Origin of the sequence: Achromobacter sp. NPDC058515 (assembly GCF_042721735.1) — a bacterium.
In the GTDB taxonomy this organism is placed as follows: Bacteria; Pseudomonadota; Gammaproteobacteria; order Burkholderiales; family Burkholderiaceae_B; genus Achromobacter.
Genome location: NZ_JBHXNI010000006.1, coordinates 48,833 through 64,859, shown reverse-complemented (window position 1 = coordinate 64,859; position 16,027 = coordinate 48,833). Strand labels below are relative to the sequence as shown.

At 64.6% G+C, this 16,027-nt stretch carries 17 protein-coding genes; 2 read left to right on the top strand and 15 right to left on the bottom strand.

The genetic code is table 11. The features are described 5' to 3' along the window. Positions 1–40: 40 nt before the first annotated feature. The 4 genes from ACFWP0_RS12670 to ACFWP0_RS12655 are packed head-to-tail and all read right to left on the bottom strand — an operon-like array spanning position 41 to position 4,018. Positions 41–1,222, bottom strand: coding sequence for an ABC transporter substrate-binding protein (locus ACFWP0_RS12670; protein ID WP_377842439.1), 1,182 nt, complete (start codon positions 1,220–1,222; stop codon positions 41–43). Between the two features lie 52 nt (positions 1,223–1,274). Beyond that, entirely contained in the window at positions 1,275–2,312 is a 1,038-nt protein-coding gene (locus ACFWP0_RS12665) for a branched-chain amino acid ABC transporter permease (protein WP_377842438.1), read from the bottom strand. Between the two features lie 3 nt (positions 2,313–2,315). Continuing rightward, a complete protein-coding gene (locus ACFWP0_RS12660) occupies positions 2,316–3,194 on the bottom strand; it encodes a branched-chain amino acid ABC transporter permease (protein WP_377842437.1) in 879 nt (292 codons plus the stop codon). After that, positions 3,194–4,018 carry an ABC transporter ATP-binding protein gene (locus ACFWP0_RS12655; protein WP_377842436.1) on the bottom strand — a complete coding sequence of 275 codons (825 nt, stop codon included), beginning with the start codon at positions 4,016–4,018 and terminating at the stop codon, positions 3,194–3,196. The genes ACFWP0_RS12660 and ACFWP0_RS12655 overlap by 1 nt, the downstream gene beginning before the upstream one ends. A 253-nt stretch (positions 4,019–4,271) precedes the next feature. On the opposite strand from ACFWP0_RS12655, the gene ACFWP0_RS12650 reads away from it, so the two are divergent. Further along, positions 4,272–5,075, top strand: a complete 804-nt coding sequence (locus ACFWP0_RS12650) for an enoyl-CoA hydratase/isomerase family protein (protein ID WP_377842435.1) — start codon at positions 4,272–4,274, stop codon at positions 5,073–5,075. 22 nt (positions 5,076–5,097) lie between these two features. Here ACFWP0_RS12650 and ACFWP0_RS12645 read toward each other — a convergent pair whose 3' ends face one another. The 11 genes from ACFWP0_RS12645 to uvrB all read right to left on the bottom strand — a co-directional run bounded on the left by ACFWP0_RS12645 (position 5,098) and on the right by uvrB (position 14,687). Then, positions 5,098–5,982 (bottom strand): methylglyoxal synthase, encoded by an 885-nt coding sequence (locus ACFWP0_RS12645; RefSeq protein WP_377842434.1) that lies wholly within the window; start codon positions 5,980–5,982, stop codon positions 5,098–5,100. A gap of 169 nt (positions 5,983–6,151) precedes the next feature. After that, entirely contained in the window at positions 6,152–6,346 is a 195-nt protein-coding gene (gene iscX, locus ACFWP0_RS12640; RefSeq protein ID WP_377842432.1) for a Fe-S cluster assembly protein IscX, read from the bottom strand. Then, positions 6,346–6,687, bottom strand: a complete 342-nt coding sequence (gene fdx, locus ACFWP0_RS12635; protein WP_377842431.1) for an ISC system 2Fe-2S type ferredoxin — start codon at positions 6,685–6,687, stop codon at positions 6,346–6,348. Before fdx ends, iscX begins: the two co-directional genes overlap by 1 nt. 9 nt (positions 6,688–6,696) lie before the next feature. Then, positions 6,697–8,559 (bottom strand): Fe-S protein assembly chaperone HscA, encoded by a 1,863-nt coding sequence (gene hscA, locus ACFWP0_RS12630; protein WP_377842430.1) that lies wholly within the window; start codon positions 8,557–8,559, stop codon positions 6,697–6,699. A gap of 72 nt (positions 8,560–8,631) precedes the next feature. Then, the gene (gene hscB / locus ACFWP0_RS12625; RefSeq protein WP_377842428.1) at positions 8,632–9,144 is read right to left on the bottom strand and encodes a Fe-S protein assembly co-chaperone HscB; all 513 of its coding nucleotides are present in this window, start codon (positions 9,142–9,144) and stop codon (positions 8,632–8,634) included. A gap of 3 nt (positions 9,145–9,147) precedes the next feature. Then, positions 9,148–9,471 carry an iron-sulfur cluster assembly protein IscA gene (iscA, locus tag ACFWP0_RS12620; RefSeq protein ID WP_171663884.1) on the bottom strand — a complete coding sequence of 108 codons (324 nt, stop codon included), beginning with the start codon at positions 9,469–9,471 and terminating at the stop codon, positions 9,148–9,150. Positions 9,472–9,473: 2 nt separating this feature from the next. Beyond that, a complete protein-coding gene (gene iscU, locus ACFWP0_RS12615) occupies positions 9,474–9,878 on the bottom strand; it encodes a Fe-S cluster assembly scaffold IscU (protein ID WP_006225297.1) in 405 nt (134 codons plus the stop codon). A gap of 33 nt (positions 9,879–9,911) precedes the next feature. After that, complete coding sequence (locus tag ACFWP0_RS12610) at positions 9,912–11,123, bottom strand: IscS subfamily cysteine desulfurase (RefSeq protein WP_377842427.1); 1,212 nt, start codon at positions 11,121–11,123, stop codon at positions 9,912–9,914. Between the two features lie 21 nt (positions 11,124–11,144). Further along, positions 11,145–11,684 (bottom strand): Fe-S cluster assembly transcriptional regulator IscR, encoded by a 540-nt coding sequence (iscR, locus tag ACFWP0_RS12605; RefSeq protein ID WP_171663886.1) that lies wholly within the window; start codon positions 11,682–11,684, stop codon positions 11,145–11,147. Positions 11,685–11,878: 194 nt separating this feature from the next. Then, positions 11,879–12,370 carry a low molecular weight protein-tyrosine-phosphatase gene (locus ACFWP0_RS12600; RefSeq protein WP_377842774.1) on the bottom strand — a complete coding sequence of 164 codons (492 nt, stop codon included), beginning with the start codon at positions 12,368–12,370 and terminating at the stop codon, positions 11,879–11,881. Between the two features lie 250 nt (positions 12,371–12,620). Next, complete coding sequence (gene uvrB / locus ACFWP0_RS12595; protein WP_377842425.1) at positions 12,621–14,687, bottom strand: excinuclease ABC subunit UvrB; 2,067 nt, start codon at positions 14,685–14,687, stop codon at positions 12,621–12,623. 75 nt (positions 14,688–14,762) lie between these two features. On the opposite strand from uvrB, the gene ACFWP0_RS12590 reads away from it, so the two are divergent. Beyond that, on the top strand, positions 14,763–15,962 hold the full coding sequence (locus ACFWP0_RS12590; RefSeq protein WP_377842423.1) for an amino acid aminotransferase: 1,200 nt from the start codon (positions 14,763–14,765) through the stop codon (positions 15,960–15,962). The last annotated feature ends 65 nt before the right edge of the window (positions 15,963–16,027 follow it).

The following is a 16,027-nucleotide window of genomic DNA, read 5'->3' as shown; positions in this document are numbered from 1 at the left end:
GGACCTTGCCTGCGCGTCATGTCCCGGATTCACGGCAACCTCACTTGAGCACGATCCAGTCGGACGCCGGCACCATCTGCTTTTGCTTCACATCGGCGCGATAGATCCGGCCCACCGGTATCGAATTTCCCTTGATCGAGATCGGCACGCCGATGAGTCCGCCCGTGTCGAAGTCCTTGATGCCGTCCAGCGACGCCTTCATGTTGGCGGCGGTCAGTTCCTTGCCGGCGTCCAGCGTGCGCTTGGCCACTTCCGTGAACAGCATGGCCGCCAGGAAGCCCTGCATGTAGCCCGTGCTCTGATATTGCGGACGCATCTCGCGGATCTTCTTGAGCATCGGCGCGTCGGCGGCCGTGTCGTAGTAGTACCGGTACGGCATCACGCCCATGAAGCCCTCGGCATCCTCGCCCATCTGCATGACGGTGGAGTTGTCCATGGTCCAGAACGTGCCCATGTAGCGCGTCTTCAGGCCCATGCGCTTGCCCTGCCCGACGAACTCGGGAATAGGCGCCAGCACGTAGCCGTGGAAAATGGTGAAGTCCGGATCGGCGCGGCGCAGCTTGATGACTTCGGTCGACACGTCCACGCTGCCCGGCGGCGTCATGATCTCGGTGACGACTTTCAGCCCCAGCTTCTCGGCCACGGCGCGCGAACTGGCGATCGGGTCGCGGCCGAATTCCGTGTCGGAATACACGAACGCCACCTTGGCGCCCGGCTGCTCCTTGGCGATATAGCGCAGCAGGATGCCGAACATCTCCGTGTAGTCCGGCCCCAGCATGAACTGCGCGGGATACTTCGCCGGATCGTTGAGTTCGGTCGCGAACGACGCGCCGGTCATCAGGATGTCGCCCGTGCGGTTCAGTTCGGCATTGATCGTCTTGGAAAAGCCGGTCGAATCGCCGTAATAGAAGTTCACCTTGTTCTGGCTGGTGATCTTCTTGAACGCCGCCACCGACGCGTCCACCTTGTACGCCGTGTCTTCGGGCACGTAGCGCAGCTTGCGCCCCTTCACGCCGCCCTGTTCATTGACGATCTTCACGTAGTCGGTGATGCCCGCGTGGATGCCTTGCCCGGCAAAGGCGAACACGCCGCTCAGCGGAATGGACCCGCCCAGCACCAGGTCCTCGGCCGCCTGCGCGGCGGGCGCCATCGCCAATGCCGCCGCCAGGCCCAACGGGGCCAACAACCTCGATAAACCGCTGCCTGTCCGGATGCGCTTCATGGTTTGTCTCCTGGGTCTTATGGATGGCCGCCGTCGCGTCAAGTGCGAAACGCTACGTGCGAAAGGGCCAGAGGTGAAAGAATCGGCGCACGCGCCGCCAGATTTCCGCGAGCCCATGCGGCTCGAAGATCAAGAAGCCCACGATCAGCAGGCCGAAAACGATGGTGCGCACTGGCGAAATCAGCCGCAGCGCGTCGCCGCCTACGGGCAGCCAGCCGACGATCAGCTTGAGAAACTCCGGCACCATCGTCATGAAGATGGCGCCCAGGATGGATCCCAGGATCGAGCCCATGCCGCCTACGATGATGGCCGCCAGGAAGAAGATCGACATGATCAGCGGAAAGCTCTCCGGCGTGACCACGCGAAAGAAATACGCCCACAGGCCGCCCGCCACGCCCGCGTAGAACGAGGACAGCCCGAAGGACAGCAGCTTGTAGCGCAGCAGCCGGATGCCCAGCACCTCGGCCGAGATGTCGCGGTCGCGGATCGCGATGAAGGCGCGCCCGATGCGGGTGCGGAACAGATTCGCCGCGCCCAGCACCATCAGCGCCGTCACCGGCACGATCAGCCAATAGATCTTGAACGAGGTGTCCAGGTCCAGGCCCAGCACCCGCGCCGGCGGCACCTGCAGGCCGGTGGTCCCGCCCGTGAACTGCCAGTTCGCAAAGATGAAATGCGCGATGAACGAAGCGGCGATCGTGGCGATGGCCAGGTACAGCCCCTTCACCCGCAGGGACGGAATGCCGACCAGCAGCCCGCCCGCCATCGCCACCACCCCGCCTCCCAGCAGGTTGACCAGCACCGGCGTGCCCAGGCGCAGTTCCATCACCGCGACCGTGTATGCCCCCAGGCCCATGAACGCGGCCTGCCCCAGGCTGACCAGCCCGGTGTAGCCCGTCAGGATATTGAGCCCCGTCGCGCTGGCGATGTTGATCGCCACCAGGCAGGCCAGGTAAAGCCAATACGCATCCGCCACGAAGGGAAACAGTACAAGCGACGCCGCCAGCAGGGCCAGCCACACGTGCTGGGTCCGCGTATCGAACAGCGCCTCGTCGGCCAGGTAGGTCTGCTTGGCAGTCGCGATACGCATGGATCAGAGCCTCTCGATTTCACGGGTGCCAAAGAGGCCATACGGCCTGGCCATCAGCACCACGACCAGCACGATGAAGGTGGCCAGCAACTTGTACTCGCCGCCCATGTAGGCCCCCGCCCAGGCCTCCAGCAACCCGATGAAGATGCCACCGACCAGGGCTCCCGCCACGCTGTCCAGGCCGCCCACGATCACCACCACCAGCACCGACAGGCCGAACACGCCCATCGAGGACGAGATCCCGCCGATGGCGCCCACGATCACGCCCGACACCGCCGCGATGGCCCCCGCCGTCACCCAGGCCAGCGAGAACACGCGCGGCACATTGATGCCCATGGCATAGGCCGCGCCCTGGTCCGAAGCCGTGGCGCGCAAGGCGACCCCGCCGCGCCAATACCGGAACACCACCAGCACCAGCAAGGCCAGCGCCACCGCCACCCAGAAGCCGTAGAAGACCTTGGGCGCCACGAACGCTTCGCCGATCATGACGGGCGCACGCGGCATGAATTCCGGCAACCGGCGCTGGTCCGCCGTCCAGATCAGTTCCACCGCGCCCACCAGGATCGACGCCAGGCCCACGGTGATCATAAACACCGAGATCGGCGCCTCGCCCAGCATGGGCCGTATCGTCAGGCGCTCGACCAGCGCGCCCAGGGCGCCGGACACCACGACCGCGCCCACGATCGCCAGCCAGATGGGCCACTGCATGCCGGTCGCAAACGCATAGAACACATAGGCGCCCAGCATCAGGAATTCGCCGATGGCGATGTTCACCACGCGCGTCGCCTTGTAGACGATGACGAACGCCAGCGCGGCCAGCGCATACAGCCCGCCGCTGCCCAGCCCGGCCAGCGTCACCTCCAGGAGGAACAGCCAATCCATCAGGCCGCCTCCCTCAGGCGGCGCCGCAGGTCGCCCACGTCGCCCGCGCCCAGATAGGCCTTGATGACCTCCGGGTTGGCCTGCACCTCGGAAGGCGTGCCGTCGGCGATCACCTGGCCGAAGTTCAGCACCACGACGTGGTCGGACAGGTCCATCACCATGCCCATGTCGTGCTCCACCATCAGCACGGTCAGGCCCCACTCGGAGCGCGCATCCAGGATAAAGCGCGCCATGTCGTCGGTCTCTTCGCGGTTCATGCCGGCGACGGGCTCGTCCAGCATCAGCACCTTGGGGTTCATGGCAAGCGCCCGCGCCAGCTCCACGCGCTTTTGCAGGCCGTAGGACAGCGCCGCCACCGGCGCGTGGCGGATATGGTCGATCTCCAGGAAGTCGATGATGCGTTCTTCTATGTCGGCCCGCAGCGCCATTTCCTCGCGGCGCGCCCGCCCCAGATAGAACAAGGCGTCCAGCACGTTGCTGCGCAGATGCGCATGGCGGCCCAGCTTGATGTTGTCCAGCACCGTCATGCCGCGAAACAGCGCAATGTTCTGGAAGCTGCGCGCCAGTCCAAGCCTGGCGCGTTCCGGCGCGGCCACGCGCGTGATGTCGCGGCCCTCGAACCGGATCTGCCCCGATGCGGGCTTGTAGAAGCCGGAAATGGTATTGAAAAGCGAGGTCTTGCCGGCGCCGTTCGGGCCGATGACCGTGGTGATGGACCCAGGCGCCACGTGAAAGCCCACGCCCGTAAGCGCCTTGACTCCGCCGAACGCCAGCGTCACCCCATCCACCTCCAGCAAGGGAGGCCTGTCGGACTGATCCACCATTTGTCTCCTCGCTTTTGCTGCGAAGTATTTTTGCCGCCTGCGGCGGACATTTCTTGCGACGGTGAATCTGGCGAACCCGCTAGGCAGGAGATGCAACGAACCTGTCTTTACCTACGCCAGTACAGCGCCGGAAAATCGTTCTATGCGTTACGCTAAGCGTGCTGAAAACAAAACCAAGCAAGCGCTCGGTTCAGACCATAGCATCGCGGTTTTTGGATCGACAGCTGGTATTTACCCGATAACGGAGACAAGCATGAACCAGGGACTTCCGGCCTTCCAGACGCTGCGGCTGGAAACCGACGGCGCGCTCGCGACCGTCACGCTCAACCGCGCCGACACGCTCAATGCCATCGATGTCGCCATGGCCGTAGACCTGCAATCGGCCGCCCAGTGGCTGGAAACGCGCCAGGACATCCGCGTCGTTCTGCTGCGCGGCGCGGGCAAAGCCTTCTGCGCCGGCGGAGACATCGGCATGTTCACGGGCGAGCCCGAAAAGGTCCGCGGCACGCTGCTCGACCTGTTCACGCCGCTGAATGATTTCATCGCGCGGATCGCCCGCATGGACAAGGTCTGGCTCGCGCAGGCGCACGGCGTCGCCGCGGGCGCGGGACTTTCGCTGGTGCTCGCCTGCGACCTCGCCATCGCGGACACGGACACACGCTTCATGACCGCCTATCTGAAGCTGGGCGCCACGCCCGATGCCGGCATGACGCACGGGCTCATGCGGGTGCTGGGCGCCAGGCGCGCACTGGATCTGCTGCTGCGGCACGACGCCTTCACCGCCAGCGACGCGCTGGCTTGGGGCATCGTCACGCGCACCGCCCCGGCCGCGGTACTTGCAGCAGCGGCCCAGGCCTACGCGCGGGACATCGCTTGCCATGCCCCGCATGGGATCGCGGGCGCCAAGGACCTGCTGCGCAGCGCCGCGCACGCCACGCTGGAAACGCAGCTGGCCGAAGAGACCGCGCGCTTTCTGGACTCCGCCAGGCGCGCCGACTTCGCGGAAGGCGTCGCGGCATTCCGCGAGAAGCGTCCCGCGCGATTCACCGGGCAATGATGGGCGCCTGAACCTCCCGGACTCAGATGGCGCGCTTTTCCACCGCCTGCGCCCATCGCCGCGCCACCGTCGGAGACGTGGCGCAGGTGGCCGATTCCGTCACGACGCGCACGGCGCGCTCCAGCAGCTGGATGTCGGCCTCGTGCTGGCGGGCCACGTGCGGATCCTCAAAAAAGATCACGCGCTGGCATTGATGCTCCAGCACCAGTTCCGCGATCTGCGCATCGCCGCCCAGCGGCCCGCTCAGATAGCGATGCACCCAAGGCGTGTCCTTGGGCCAGCCGCGCGACCATGCCAGGTCGTTCAGGCGGCCGCCGGTCGTGCCGGTGGCCACGCGCCGCGCAAACCGCGACAGCACGTCGAAGTGCTCGGCGGCGAATGCCACCATCTCGTCCTTGAGCGCATCGTGGGCGATCAGCGCCAGCGTCTGGCCGGTGAAGTTGAAATGGCGCGACGCCGATGCGTCCGGCGCCAGCCCCGCATGGATGCGTTCGACTTCCATCCACTCGATGGCGCCGGCCAGCGTCGAAATGAATGGACGGCCGTGCGTGATGCACTGGCGCTTGAGCGCCAGCGCCTCCGGAAAAATCGAAGACGGATCGACCGGATCGATCAGGTAGATGGCGCCGTCGAACGGCGCCAGCCCATCGCGCCCCTCGGTCACGCGGGCCACCAGCTTCATCAGGCCGCCCTCGCGGCCGTAGGGATAGCGGACCAGCCCGCTATAGCCCTGCAGCATGCCTTCCCGCACGATCGCGTCATGCGTGCGGCCCACGGTGTGCAACTGCACCCCGAGCTCGCGTATGGTGGACGAGCACGCGCGCAGCCAGGTGAACAAGGCGGCGTCGGGAGTTTCATGGTGCAGTCGATTGGCGGCCAGGCCAAAACGCAATTGGGCAGCGGGCATCGGTAGACTCGGGCTAGTAGGGACGACAAATGGATCCCTGATGATACCGTGCCACCGCGGCTGCGGCATGGCAGCGCCGGATTCCCGCCGCGCCCGCGCAAATCCCGCCGCCGATGGGCAGGCCGGAAACAAAAAACGCTCCCCGTAGGGAGCGCTTGCGGTACGGCGATCAGTCCGCTTCGTCGATCCAGGCCATCTGGATGGCTTCCAGGATCTTCTCGCCGCAGTGGGCGGGATCATCGCTGAAGTCCGGCAAGTCCATGACCCACTCCCGCAACTGCATGAAACGCAGCGTCTTGGGATCCACGTCAGGATGCGCGTCCACCAGCGCGGCGGCGATCTCGTAGGTGTCGGTCCACTTCATCAATGGCCCTCTTTCGCGTGGTTGATCGTGTACTTGGGGATCTCGACCGTCAGGTCGGCATCGGTCACCACGGCCTGGCAGGACAAGCGCGACGTCGGCGTCAGGCCCCAGGCCTTGTCCAGCAGGTCTTCCTCGTCGTCCGTGGCGTCTTCCAGCGAAGCATAGCCCTGCTTGACCACGACGTGACAGGTCGTGCACGCGCACGACAGTTCGCAGGCATGCTCGATATCGATATGGTTGTCCAGCAGTACGCGGCAAATCGATACGCCCTTGGGCGCGTCTTCGATCACGGCGCCTTCCGGGCAGTAATCGGGATGAGGCAATACAGTCAGTTTCGGCATAACTTCTTATCAGGCGATCTCGTCAAGTTTGCGGCCAGCCAGCGCGGCGCGGATGCTGCGATCCATCCGCCGCGCGGCAAAGTCGTCGGTCGCGGCCGACAAGGCCTGCACCGCTTCTTTCACCGTATCCACGTCCTGGGCGTCCTGCGCCGCCGTGGCGGCCTGCAGGCATTCGTCCACCCGCTTTCGTTCATCGGCGTCCAGCAGGTCGCCGTCGACGGCCAGGGCCGCCTGCACGGACTCGACCAACTGGCGCGCGTCCACTTGCTGCTCGCGCAGCATGCGGGCCTTCGCATCGGTATCGGCCTGCGCCACGCTGTCAGCCAGCATCTGCGCAATTTCGTCGTCCGACAGGCCGTAGGACGGCTTGACGGAAACCATGGCTTCCACGCCCTTGCTCTGTTCGCGCGCAGTGACGCTCAGCAGGCCATCCGCATCCACCTGGAAGGTCACGCGGATGCGGGCGGTGCCCGCCACCATGGGCGGAATGCCGCGCAACTCAAAGCGCGCCAGCGAGCGGGAATCCGCGACCAAGTCGCGTTCGCCCTGCACCACATGGATGCTCATGGCCGTCTGGCCATCCTTGAACGTCGTGAACTCCTGGGCGCGCGCCACGGGTATGGTGCTGTTGCGCGGGATGATGCGCTCGACCAGCCCGCCCATCGTCTCCAGGCCCAGCGACAAGGGAATCACGTCCAGCAGCAGCCAGTCTTCGCCCGGCGCGCGATTGCCCGCCAGCAGATTGGCCTGCAGGGCGGCGCCCAGCGCAACGACCTGATCCGGATCCAGATCGGTCAGGGGGTCGGTGCCGAACACCTTGCCCACGGCGGCGCGCACGACGGGCATGCGCGTCGCGCCGCCCACCATCACCACGCCGCGCACGTCGGCGGCCTTCAGCGACGCATCGCGCAAGGCGCGGCGCGCACAGTCCAGCGTCCGCTCGATCAAGGGCTGGGCCAGCGCTTCGAATTCGGCGCGGGTCAGGGCAAGATCCACCTCGCGGCCGTCGGACAGCGTCAGCTTCAGGCTGGCGGTGTCGGCGTCGGACAAGGCTTCGCGGGCCGCCCGGGCGGCCATCAACAGGCTACGGCGATCCGAGGGCGACAACTCGCCCGCTGCCAGCCTGGCCACGGCGTGATCCACGATCAGGCCGTCAAAGTCGTCGCCGCCCAGCGCGGTATCGCCGCCGGTGGAAATCACTTCGAACACGCCCTGGGTCAGGCGCAGGATGGAAATATCAAAGGTGCCGCCGCCCAGGTCATAGACGGCGTACACGCCTTCCGAGGCGTGATCCAGGCCATAGGCAATGGCCGCCGCGGTCGGTTCATTCAGCAGGCGCAGGACGTTCAGCCCGGCCAGGCGGGCGGCGTCGCGCGTCGCCTGACGCTGGGCGTCGTCGAAATACGCGGGCACCGTGATGACGGCGCCCACCAGGTCGTCGCCCAGCACATCTTCCGCGCGCTGGCGCAGCACCGCCAGGATCTGCGCGGAGACCTCAACGGGGCTCAGGTCGCCCTGGGCCGTGCGGATCCGCACCATGCCGGGCGCGTCCACGAATTCATACGGCGCGCGCGTGGCGCGGGCCTCTTCCAGCGAGCGGCCCATGAAGCGCTTCACGGACACCACGGTGTTCAGCGGATCTTCGGCCTGCTGGGCCAGGGGCTCGCGGCCGGTCGTGACCTTGCCGCCGGGGAAATAGCGCACCGCCGACGGCAGCAAGGCATGGCCTTGCGAGTCAGGCAGCACTTCGGCGACGCTGCTGCGCACAGCCGCGACGAGGGAATTGGTAGTGCCCAGGTCGATCCCGACCGCCAGCTTGCGCTGGTGCGGCGCGGGCGATTCACCGGGCTCGGATATCTGCAATAAGGCCATGATTCATTTTTTCTGGTCAGTAGGCTGCGGTGTCCTGGCGCCCGTCGCACGGACGCCCCAACGCGCCTTTGGCTATCCCGCGGGATGGGCGTGCGCCAGCTCTTGCGCCAGCTTTTCCACGAACATCCATTCCCGCACCTTGAGCCCGGCCGTGGCGTAGTCTTGCTCGTCGTCCAGCAAGCGGGTCAGCGTGGCGCGCATCTCGGTGCGCGCCTCGTCCAATTCCGCCTGCAGCGCAACCAAGGCGCCGGCATCGTCGCGCGCATCGTCCAGCATCTCGCGCCAGGTCATCTGCTGCATCAGGAAAGCCGTGTCCATCGACGTATTGCTTTCGGTCTGCAGGTCCACGCCGGCCTGTTCGCACAGGTAGCGCGCGCGCAGCAGCGGATCCCGCAACTGGCGGTACGCCTCGTTGGCGCGGGCCGCCCACTGCATGGCCACGCGGCGTTCCGCGGGACTTGCCGTGGCAAAGCGGTCGGGATGCACCTGCGCGGCGACGGTGCGCCATGCGCCTTCCAGTGCTTGAGGGTCCAGGTCGAAGCGTGCCGGCAAGCCGAACAGGCTGAAGTGATCGTCTCCAGCCAAGACTTACACCGTGAACGACTCGCCGCAGCCGCAGGTCGCCTTCTCGTTGGGGTTGCGGAACTTGAAGCCTTCGTTCAGGCCTTCGCGGGCGTAGTCCAGCTCCGTGCCATCGAGATAAGACAGGCTTTTCGGATCAATGAAGACCTTCACGCCAAAGCTCTCGAACACGATGTCTTCCGACGCCACTTCGTCCACATACTCCAACTTGTAGGCCATGCCGGAGCAGCCCGTCGTCCTAACGCCGAGCCGCAAGCCGATACCCTTTCCGCGCTTCTGCAAGTAGCGGCCGATATGGGTGGCAGCCTGTTGGGTCAGGGTAACGGACATAATCAGCCCGCCACAGCTTCGGCCGGAACCGAGTGCTTTTCTTTGTAGTTCTGCACCGCGGCCTTGATCGCGTCTTCGGCCAGGATGGAACAGTGAACCTTCACGGGCGGCAGGGCCAGCTCTTCAGCGATCTGCGTGTTGCGGATGTTCATGGCTTGGTCCAGCGTCTTGCCCTTGACCCATTCGGTCACGAGCGAGCTGGAAGCAATGGCCGAGCCGCAGCCGTAGGTCTTGAAGCGCGCGTCTTCGATCACGCCGGCTTCGTTGACCTTGATCTGCAGCTTCATGACGTCGCCACAGGCCGGGGCGCCGACCATGCCGGTGCCCACCGACTCGTCCGACTTGTCGAACGAACCGACGTTGCGGGGGTTTTCGTAGTGATCCAGAACTTTGGTGCTGTAAGACATGTTAATTCTCCACGTAAATCCAGGCGCGGGCGCTTAGTGCGCAGCCCACTGCACGGTGTTCAAGTCGATGCCTTCCTTGGCCATTTCCCACAGCGGCGACATATCGCGCAGCTTGCCGACCCGGCTCTTGATCAGTTCAACAGCGAAATCCACTTCCTTTTCGGTCGTGAAGCGGCCCAGCGTGAAACGGATCGAGCTGTGCGCCAGTTCGTCGTTGCGGCCCAGGGCGCGCAGCACGTAGGACGGCTCCAGGCTCGCGGACGTGCAGGCCGAACCGCTGGAAACGGCCAGTTCCTTGATCGCCATGATCAGGGACTCGCCTTCGACATAGTTGAAGCTGACATTCAGGTTGTGCGGGACGCGCTGGTCCATGTCGCCGTTCAGGTAGACCTCTTCGATCTGCGACAGGCCATTCCAGAGGCGGTCGCGCAGCATGCGGATGCGCTCGTTCTCGGTGCCCATTTCCTCGCGGGCCAGGCGGAACGCCTCGCCCATGCCGACGATCTGGTGCGTGGCCAGCGTGCCCGAGCGGAAACCGCGCTCGTGGCCGCCGCCGTGCATTTGCGCTTCGATGCGGATGCGCGGCTTGCGGCGCACGTACAGCGCGCCGATGCCCTTGGGGCCGTAGGTCTTGTGTGCCGAGAACGACATCAGGTCGACCTTGAGCTTTTGCAGGTCGATTTCCACCTTGCCGGTCGCCTGCGCGGCGTCCACGTGGAAAATGATGCCCTTTTCGCGGCAGATCTCGCCCAGCGTTTCCACGTCCTGGATCACGCCGATCTCGTTGTTCACCATCATCACCGACACCAGCACGGTGTCGGGACGCAGCGCGGCCTTGAAGACATCCAGATCGATCAGGCCGTTGTCCTTCACGTTCAGGTAGGTCACCTCGAAGCCCTGGCGTTCCAGCTCGCGACAGGTGTCCAGCACGGCCTTGTGCTCGGTCTTCACGGTAATGATGTGCTTGCCGCGTTCGGCGTAGAAATTCGCGGCGCCCTTGATGGCCAGGTTGTCCGACTCGGTCGCGCCGGAGGTCCAGACGATCTCGCGCGGGTCGGCGTTGACGAGCTTGGCGACTTCCTCGCGGGCGCGCTCGACGGCCTCTTCCGACTCCCAGCCGAACGCATGGCTGCGCGAAGCCGGGTTGCCAAAGTTCTCATACAGCCAGGGCACCATCTTGTCCACGACGCGGGGGTCGACGGGCGTCGTGGCCGAATAGTCCAGATAGATCGGGCGGGTGGTCATTTGTACAACTCCTGATACTTCTTATACGGTGGCATTGGCGGCGACGGTCGTGGTCGGGGCGTTGGCGGCATTGGCGCCTCCCACCCTGTTCACACGCACCGCGCAAGCCTGCGCTTGATTGTTGGCTTCCTGCAATTGGCGCACGCGCTGCTGATCAACCAGATCTTGCAGGGACACCGAATCCAGGTAATCGACCATCTTGCGATTCAACGTGGCCCAGAGCTCGTGCGTCATGCACTTGCCCGGCTTGCCGTCGTTGCCGCTCGTACAGTCCCGTTTGCCGCCACAGCTGGTGGCGTCCAGCGGCTCATCGACCGCGAAAATGATGTCGGCGACGGTCACGTTGCGCGCCAGGCGGGCAAGCGAATAACCGCCACCCGGGCCACGCACGCTGTCCACGAGTTCGTGGCGGCGCAGTTTTCCGAATAGCTGTTCCAGATAGGAAAGCGAGATGTTCTGACGCTGGCTGATGGCCGCAAGAGTGACCGGGCCGCTATGCTGCCGCATAGCCAGATCGATCATGGCAGTCACGGCGAAACGCCCTTTGGTAGTTAGCCGCATGGTGGGTTCCCTGTGATTCGGCAATGGCCGCCAGCGAATCCAGCGGTCAATACCCGAGTAATTGGGTCAAGTATAGCCTATTCCCGACTAATTTGGTATGGCTCCCGGCTAGAAAAAACCGCGCATTTGCGCGGTTCTCTTCACTGCCATGTACCCCAAGAACCGCACTGCAGGCGGTTCCGCATGATTGCGGATCAAGCCGCCTGGTACTGGGTAGCGCGCTTACGGACCAGTTCGAGGACACCCTGGCAGGCGTCTTCAAGGTAGTCCAGGACCTTGCCGAAGCCATCGGCGCCGCCATAGTACGGATCGGGCACGGTGGCCTCCTCGAACTCATTGGCAAAGCGCATCAGCAGCATCAGCTTGTGCTGATAGGCCTTGGGGCACTGCTGCTGCATGGCGGACAGATTGTCCCAATCCATGGCGAGGATAAGATCAAAGTCGCGGAAATCGTCCGCGGTGACCTGACGCGCCTCACAGTGCGTGATCTCGTAGCCGCGCTTACGCGCCGCAGCCTGCGCCCGGGCATCAGGCGCCTCGCCGATATGAAACGCGTGCGTGCCCGCGGAGTCGATGCGCACGACATCGCCCAAACCCGCGTCGTTCACCAAATGGCGAAACACGCCCTCTGCGCTCGGCGAGCGACAGATATTGCCCATGCAAACGAAAAGTACCTTGGTCATCATGTAGGCAAGTGTGCGGGAAAACCCGAGATAAGGCAAGCTTTTTTTGCGCTTGCGCAATTGATCAAGAGCAAATCCGTCCCCTTGATTTATTCCATTAAATCAAATAGTTGAATGGTATTTTGCATGTAGGCGCTCAGACTTTCGACCAAGGATTCGCTGAGATTGAGCAGGCACGATTGCAACGCAACAGTGCTAGGCGAAATTCAGCAGCTAGTCAGCAAACAGATACATTCAGATACCTGTATCCGGGCTACACCGCCCCATCCAGCAGGACCCTTTGCTTCAGGGCGGTCAGGGCGTCGCGGGCCGCGGCCGCCTGCTCGAATTCCAGGTTTCTGGCGTGATCCATCATCAGCTTTTCCAGACGCTTGAGCTCGCGGGCCAGGGCTTTCTCGTCCTTCAGGAACTCGGCCGGAACCGCAGCTTCCAGCGCATCGTGCTGGACCGGCGCCACGATGCCGTCTATCAACTCGCGCACCGCCTTATGGACGCCGCGCGCCGTAATGCCGTTGTCGATGTTGAACTGCAGTTGCTTGGCGCGCCGGCGGCTGGTTTCCTGCATGGCGCGCTGCATCGAATCCGTGATCCGGTCGGCATAGAGGATGGCGTGCCCGTTCAGGTTGCGCGCCGCGCGCCCGATGGTCTGGATCAGGCTGCGTTCCGAACGCAGGAAGCCTTCCTTGTCCGCGTCCAGGATCGCCACCAGCGACACCTCGGGAATGTCCAGGCCTTCGCGCAGCAGGTTGATCCCCACCAGCACGTCAAACATGCCCAGCCGCAGGTCGCGCAGAATTTCGACGCGCTCGACGGTGTCGATATCGGAGTGCAGGTAGCGCACCTTCACGCCGTGCTCGCTCAGGAAGTCGGTCAGGTCCTCCGCCATGCGCTTGGTCAGGGTAGTGACCAGCACGCGCTCGCCTTGCGAAACGCGCGCCTTGATCTGGCCCAGCAGGTCGTCCACCTGCGTGCGCGCGGGCAGCACCTCGACTAGCGGATCCACCAGCCCCGTGGGCCGCACGACCTGCTCCACCACGTTGTCGGCGTGCTCTTTTTCGTAGGCCGCGGGCGTTGCCGACACGAAGACGCACTGGCGCATCCGCGCTTCAAACTCCTCGAGCTTGAGCGGCCGGTTGTCCAGCGCGGACAGCAGGCGAAAACCGTACTGCACCAGCGTTTCCTTGCGGGACCGGTCGCCGCGGTACATGGCGCTCAACTGCCCGATGGTGACGTGGCTTTCGTCGATGAACATCAGCGCATCGGACGGCAGGTAATCGATCAGCGTCGGCGGAGGATCGCCGGGCGCGGCGCCCGACAGGTGGCGGGAGTAGTTTTCGATACCCTTGCAGAACCCCAGCTCCTGCAGCATTTCCAGGTCGAAGCGGGTGCGCTGCTCCAGGCGCTGGGCCTCCACCAGATGTCCGTCGTCGACAAAGCGCTTGACGCGTTCGCGCAGCTCTTCCTTGATGGTCTCGATGGCGCGCAGCACGGTATCGCGCGGCGTCACATAATGAGAACCGGGATAGACCGTGAAGCGCGGCAGCTTTTGGCGGATGCGCCCGGTCAGGGGGTCGAACAGCTCCAGGCTTTCGATTTCGTCGTCGAACAGCGTCAGCCGCAATGCCAGCTCGGCGCTTTCCGCCGGAAAGATGTCGATGGTTTCGCCGCGCACGCGGAAAGTGCCGCGCGTGAACTCGGCATCATTGCGGGTGTATTGCATGGCGACCAGGCGCGCCAGGATCTCGCGCCGGGCGATCTGGTCCCCTGTGCGCAGGATCAGCACCATCGCGTGATAGTCGCCCGGGTTGCCGATACCGTAGATGCAGGACACCGTGCCCACGATGATCGTGTCGCGGCGCTCGAGCAGGCTCTTGGTGGCCGACAGCCGCATCTGCTCGATATGCTCATTGATGGACGAATCCTTCTCGATGAACAGGTCGCGCGTCGGCACGTAGGCTTCCGGCTGGTAGTAGTCGTAATAAGAGACGAAGTACTCCACCGCGTTCTTCGGGAAAAACTCCCGCATCTCGGCGTACAGCTGCGCGGCCAGCGTCTTGTTGGGAGCCAGCACCAGCGCGGGACGGCCCATGCGCGCAATGACGTTGGCCATGGTGTAGGTCTTGCCTGACCCCGTCACGCCCAAGAGCGTCTGGAACATCAGGCCGTCTTCGACGCCCTGCGTCAACCCCGCGATGGCCGTGGGCTGGTCCCCCGCGGGCGGATAGGGCTGATAGAGATGAAACGGGCTGTCAGGAAAATCGACGAATCCCGGACCTGCGGCAGGGACCACCGCACTCGGGTCTATTGCGCTCTTAGGCATGCTAGACTGTTCCAGGGTAAACCCCTCATTATCCACAGCACCTCGTACTGCGTCCACTCACCTCATCAGAGCCCCATGAGCACCCTCTTCGATTCCGTCGAACTCGCGCCGCGCGACCCCATCCTTGGTCTGAACGAACAATACAACGCGGATACCCGCCCCGGTAAAGTCAATCTGGGCGTGGGCGTGTATTACGATGATCAGGGACGGATCCCTCTGCTGGGCGCCGTGCGCAAAGCCGAAGCCGCCCGCATCGAGGCCGCCGCGGCCCGCGGCTACCTGCCGATCGAAGGCATCGCGGGCTACAACTCGGGTGCTCAGGCCCTGCTGCTGGGCAAGGATTCCGCACTGGCCGCCGCAGGCCGCGTGCTGACCACGCAAGCCCTGGGCGGCACCGGCGCCCTGAAGATCGGCGCCGACTTCCTGCGCCAGCTGCTGCCGGCCTCCAAGGTCCTGATCAGCGATCCCAGCTGGGAAAACCACCGCGCGCTGTTCGAGCGCGCCGGCTTTGAAGTGGGCACGTATTCGTACTACGACGCCGCCACCCGCGGCCTGAACTTCGACGCCATGCTGGCGGACTTGAAGGCCGCGCCCGCCAAGACCGTCGTCGTGCTGCATGCTTGTTGCCACAACCCGACCGGCGTGGACCCCACCGCCGACCAGTGGAAGCAGATCGCCGCCGTCGTCAAGGAAAACAACCTGGTCCCGTTCCTGGACATCGCCTACCAAGGGTTCGGCGACGGCCTGACGGAAGACGCCTCGGTCGTGCGCATGTTCGCCGACCTGGACATGACCATGTTCATCAGCTCCTCGTTCTCGAAGTCGTTCTCGCTGTACGGCGAGCGCGTCGGCGCGCTGACGGTCGTGGCCGGCAGCAAGGACGAAGCCGCCCGCGTGCTGAGCCAACTGAAGCGCGTGATCCGCACCAACTACTCCAACCCGCCCACGCACGGCGGCACGGTGGTCTCGACGGTCCTGAACACGCCCGAACTCTTCGCCCTCTGGGAAGAAGAGCTCGCCGGCATGCGCGACCGCATCCGCCTGATGCGCAAGCAACTGGTCGACAAGATCAAGGAGCACGGCGGCAAGCAGGACTTCAGCTTTGTGCTGAACCAGCGCGGCATGTTCTCGTACTCGGGCCTGAGCGCCGCGCAAGTGGATCGCCTGCGCGAAGAGCACGGCGTCTACGCCGTGTCCAGCGGCCGCATCTGCGTGGCTGCGCTGAACAGCGGCAACATCGACAAGGTAGCCGCCGGCATCGCCGCGGTGCTGTAACGCCGTCCACGCAGGCCCCCTGCAGGCCTGCCGCCAGAAACGGGACCCTCGGGTCCCGTTTTTCT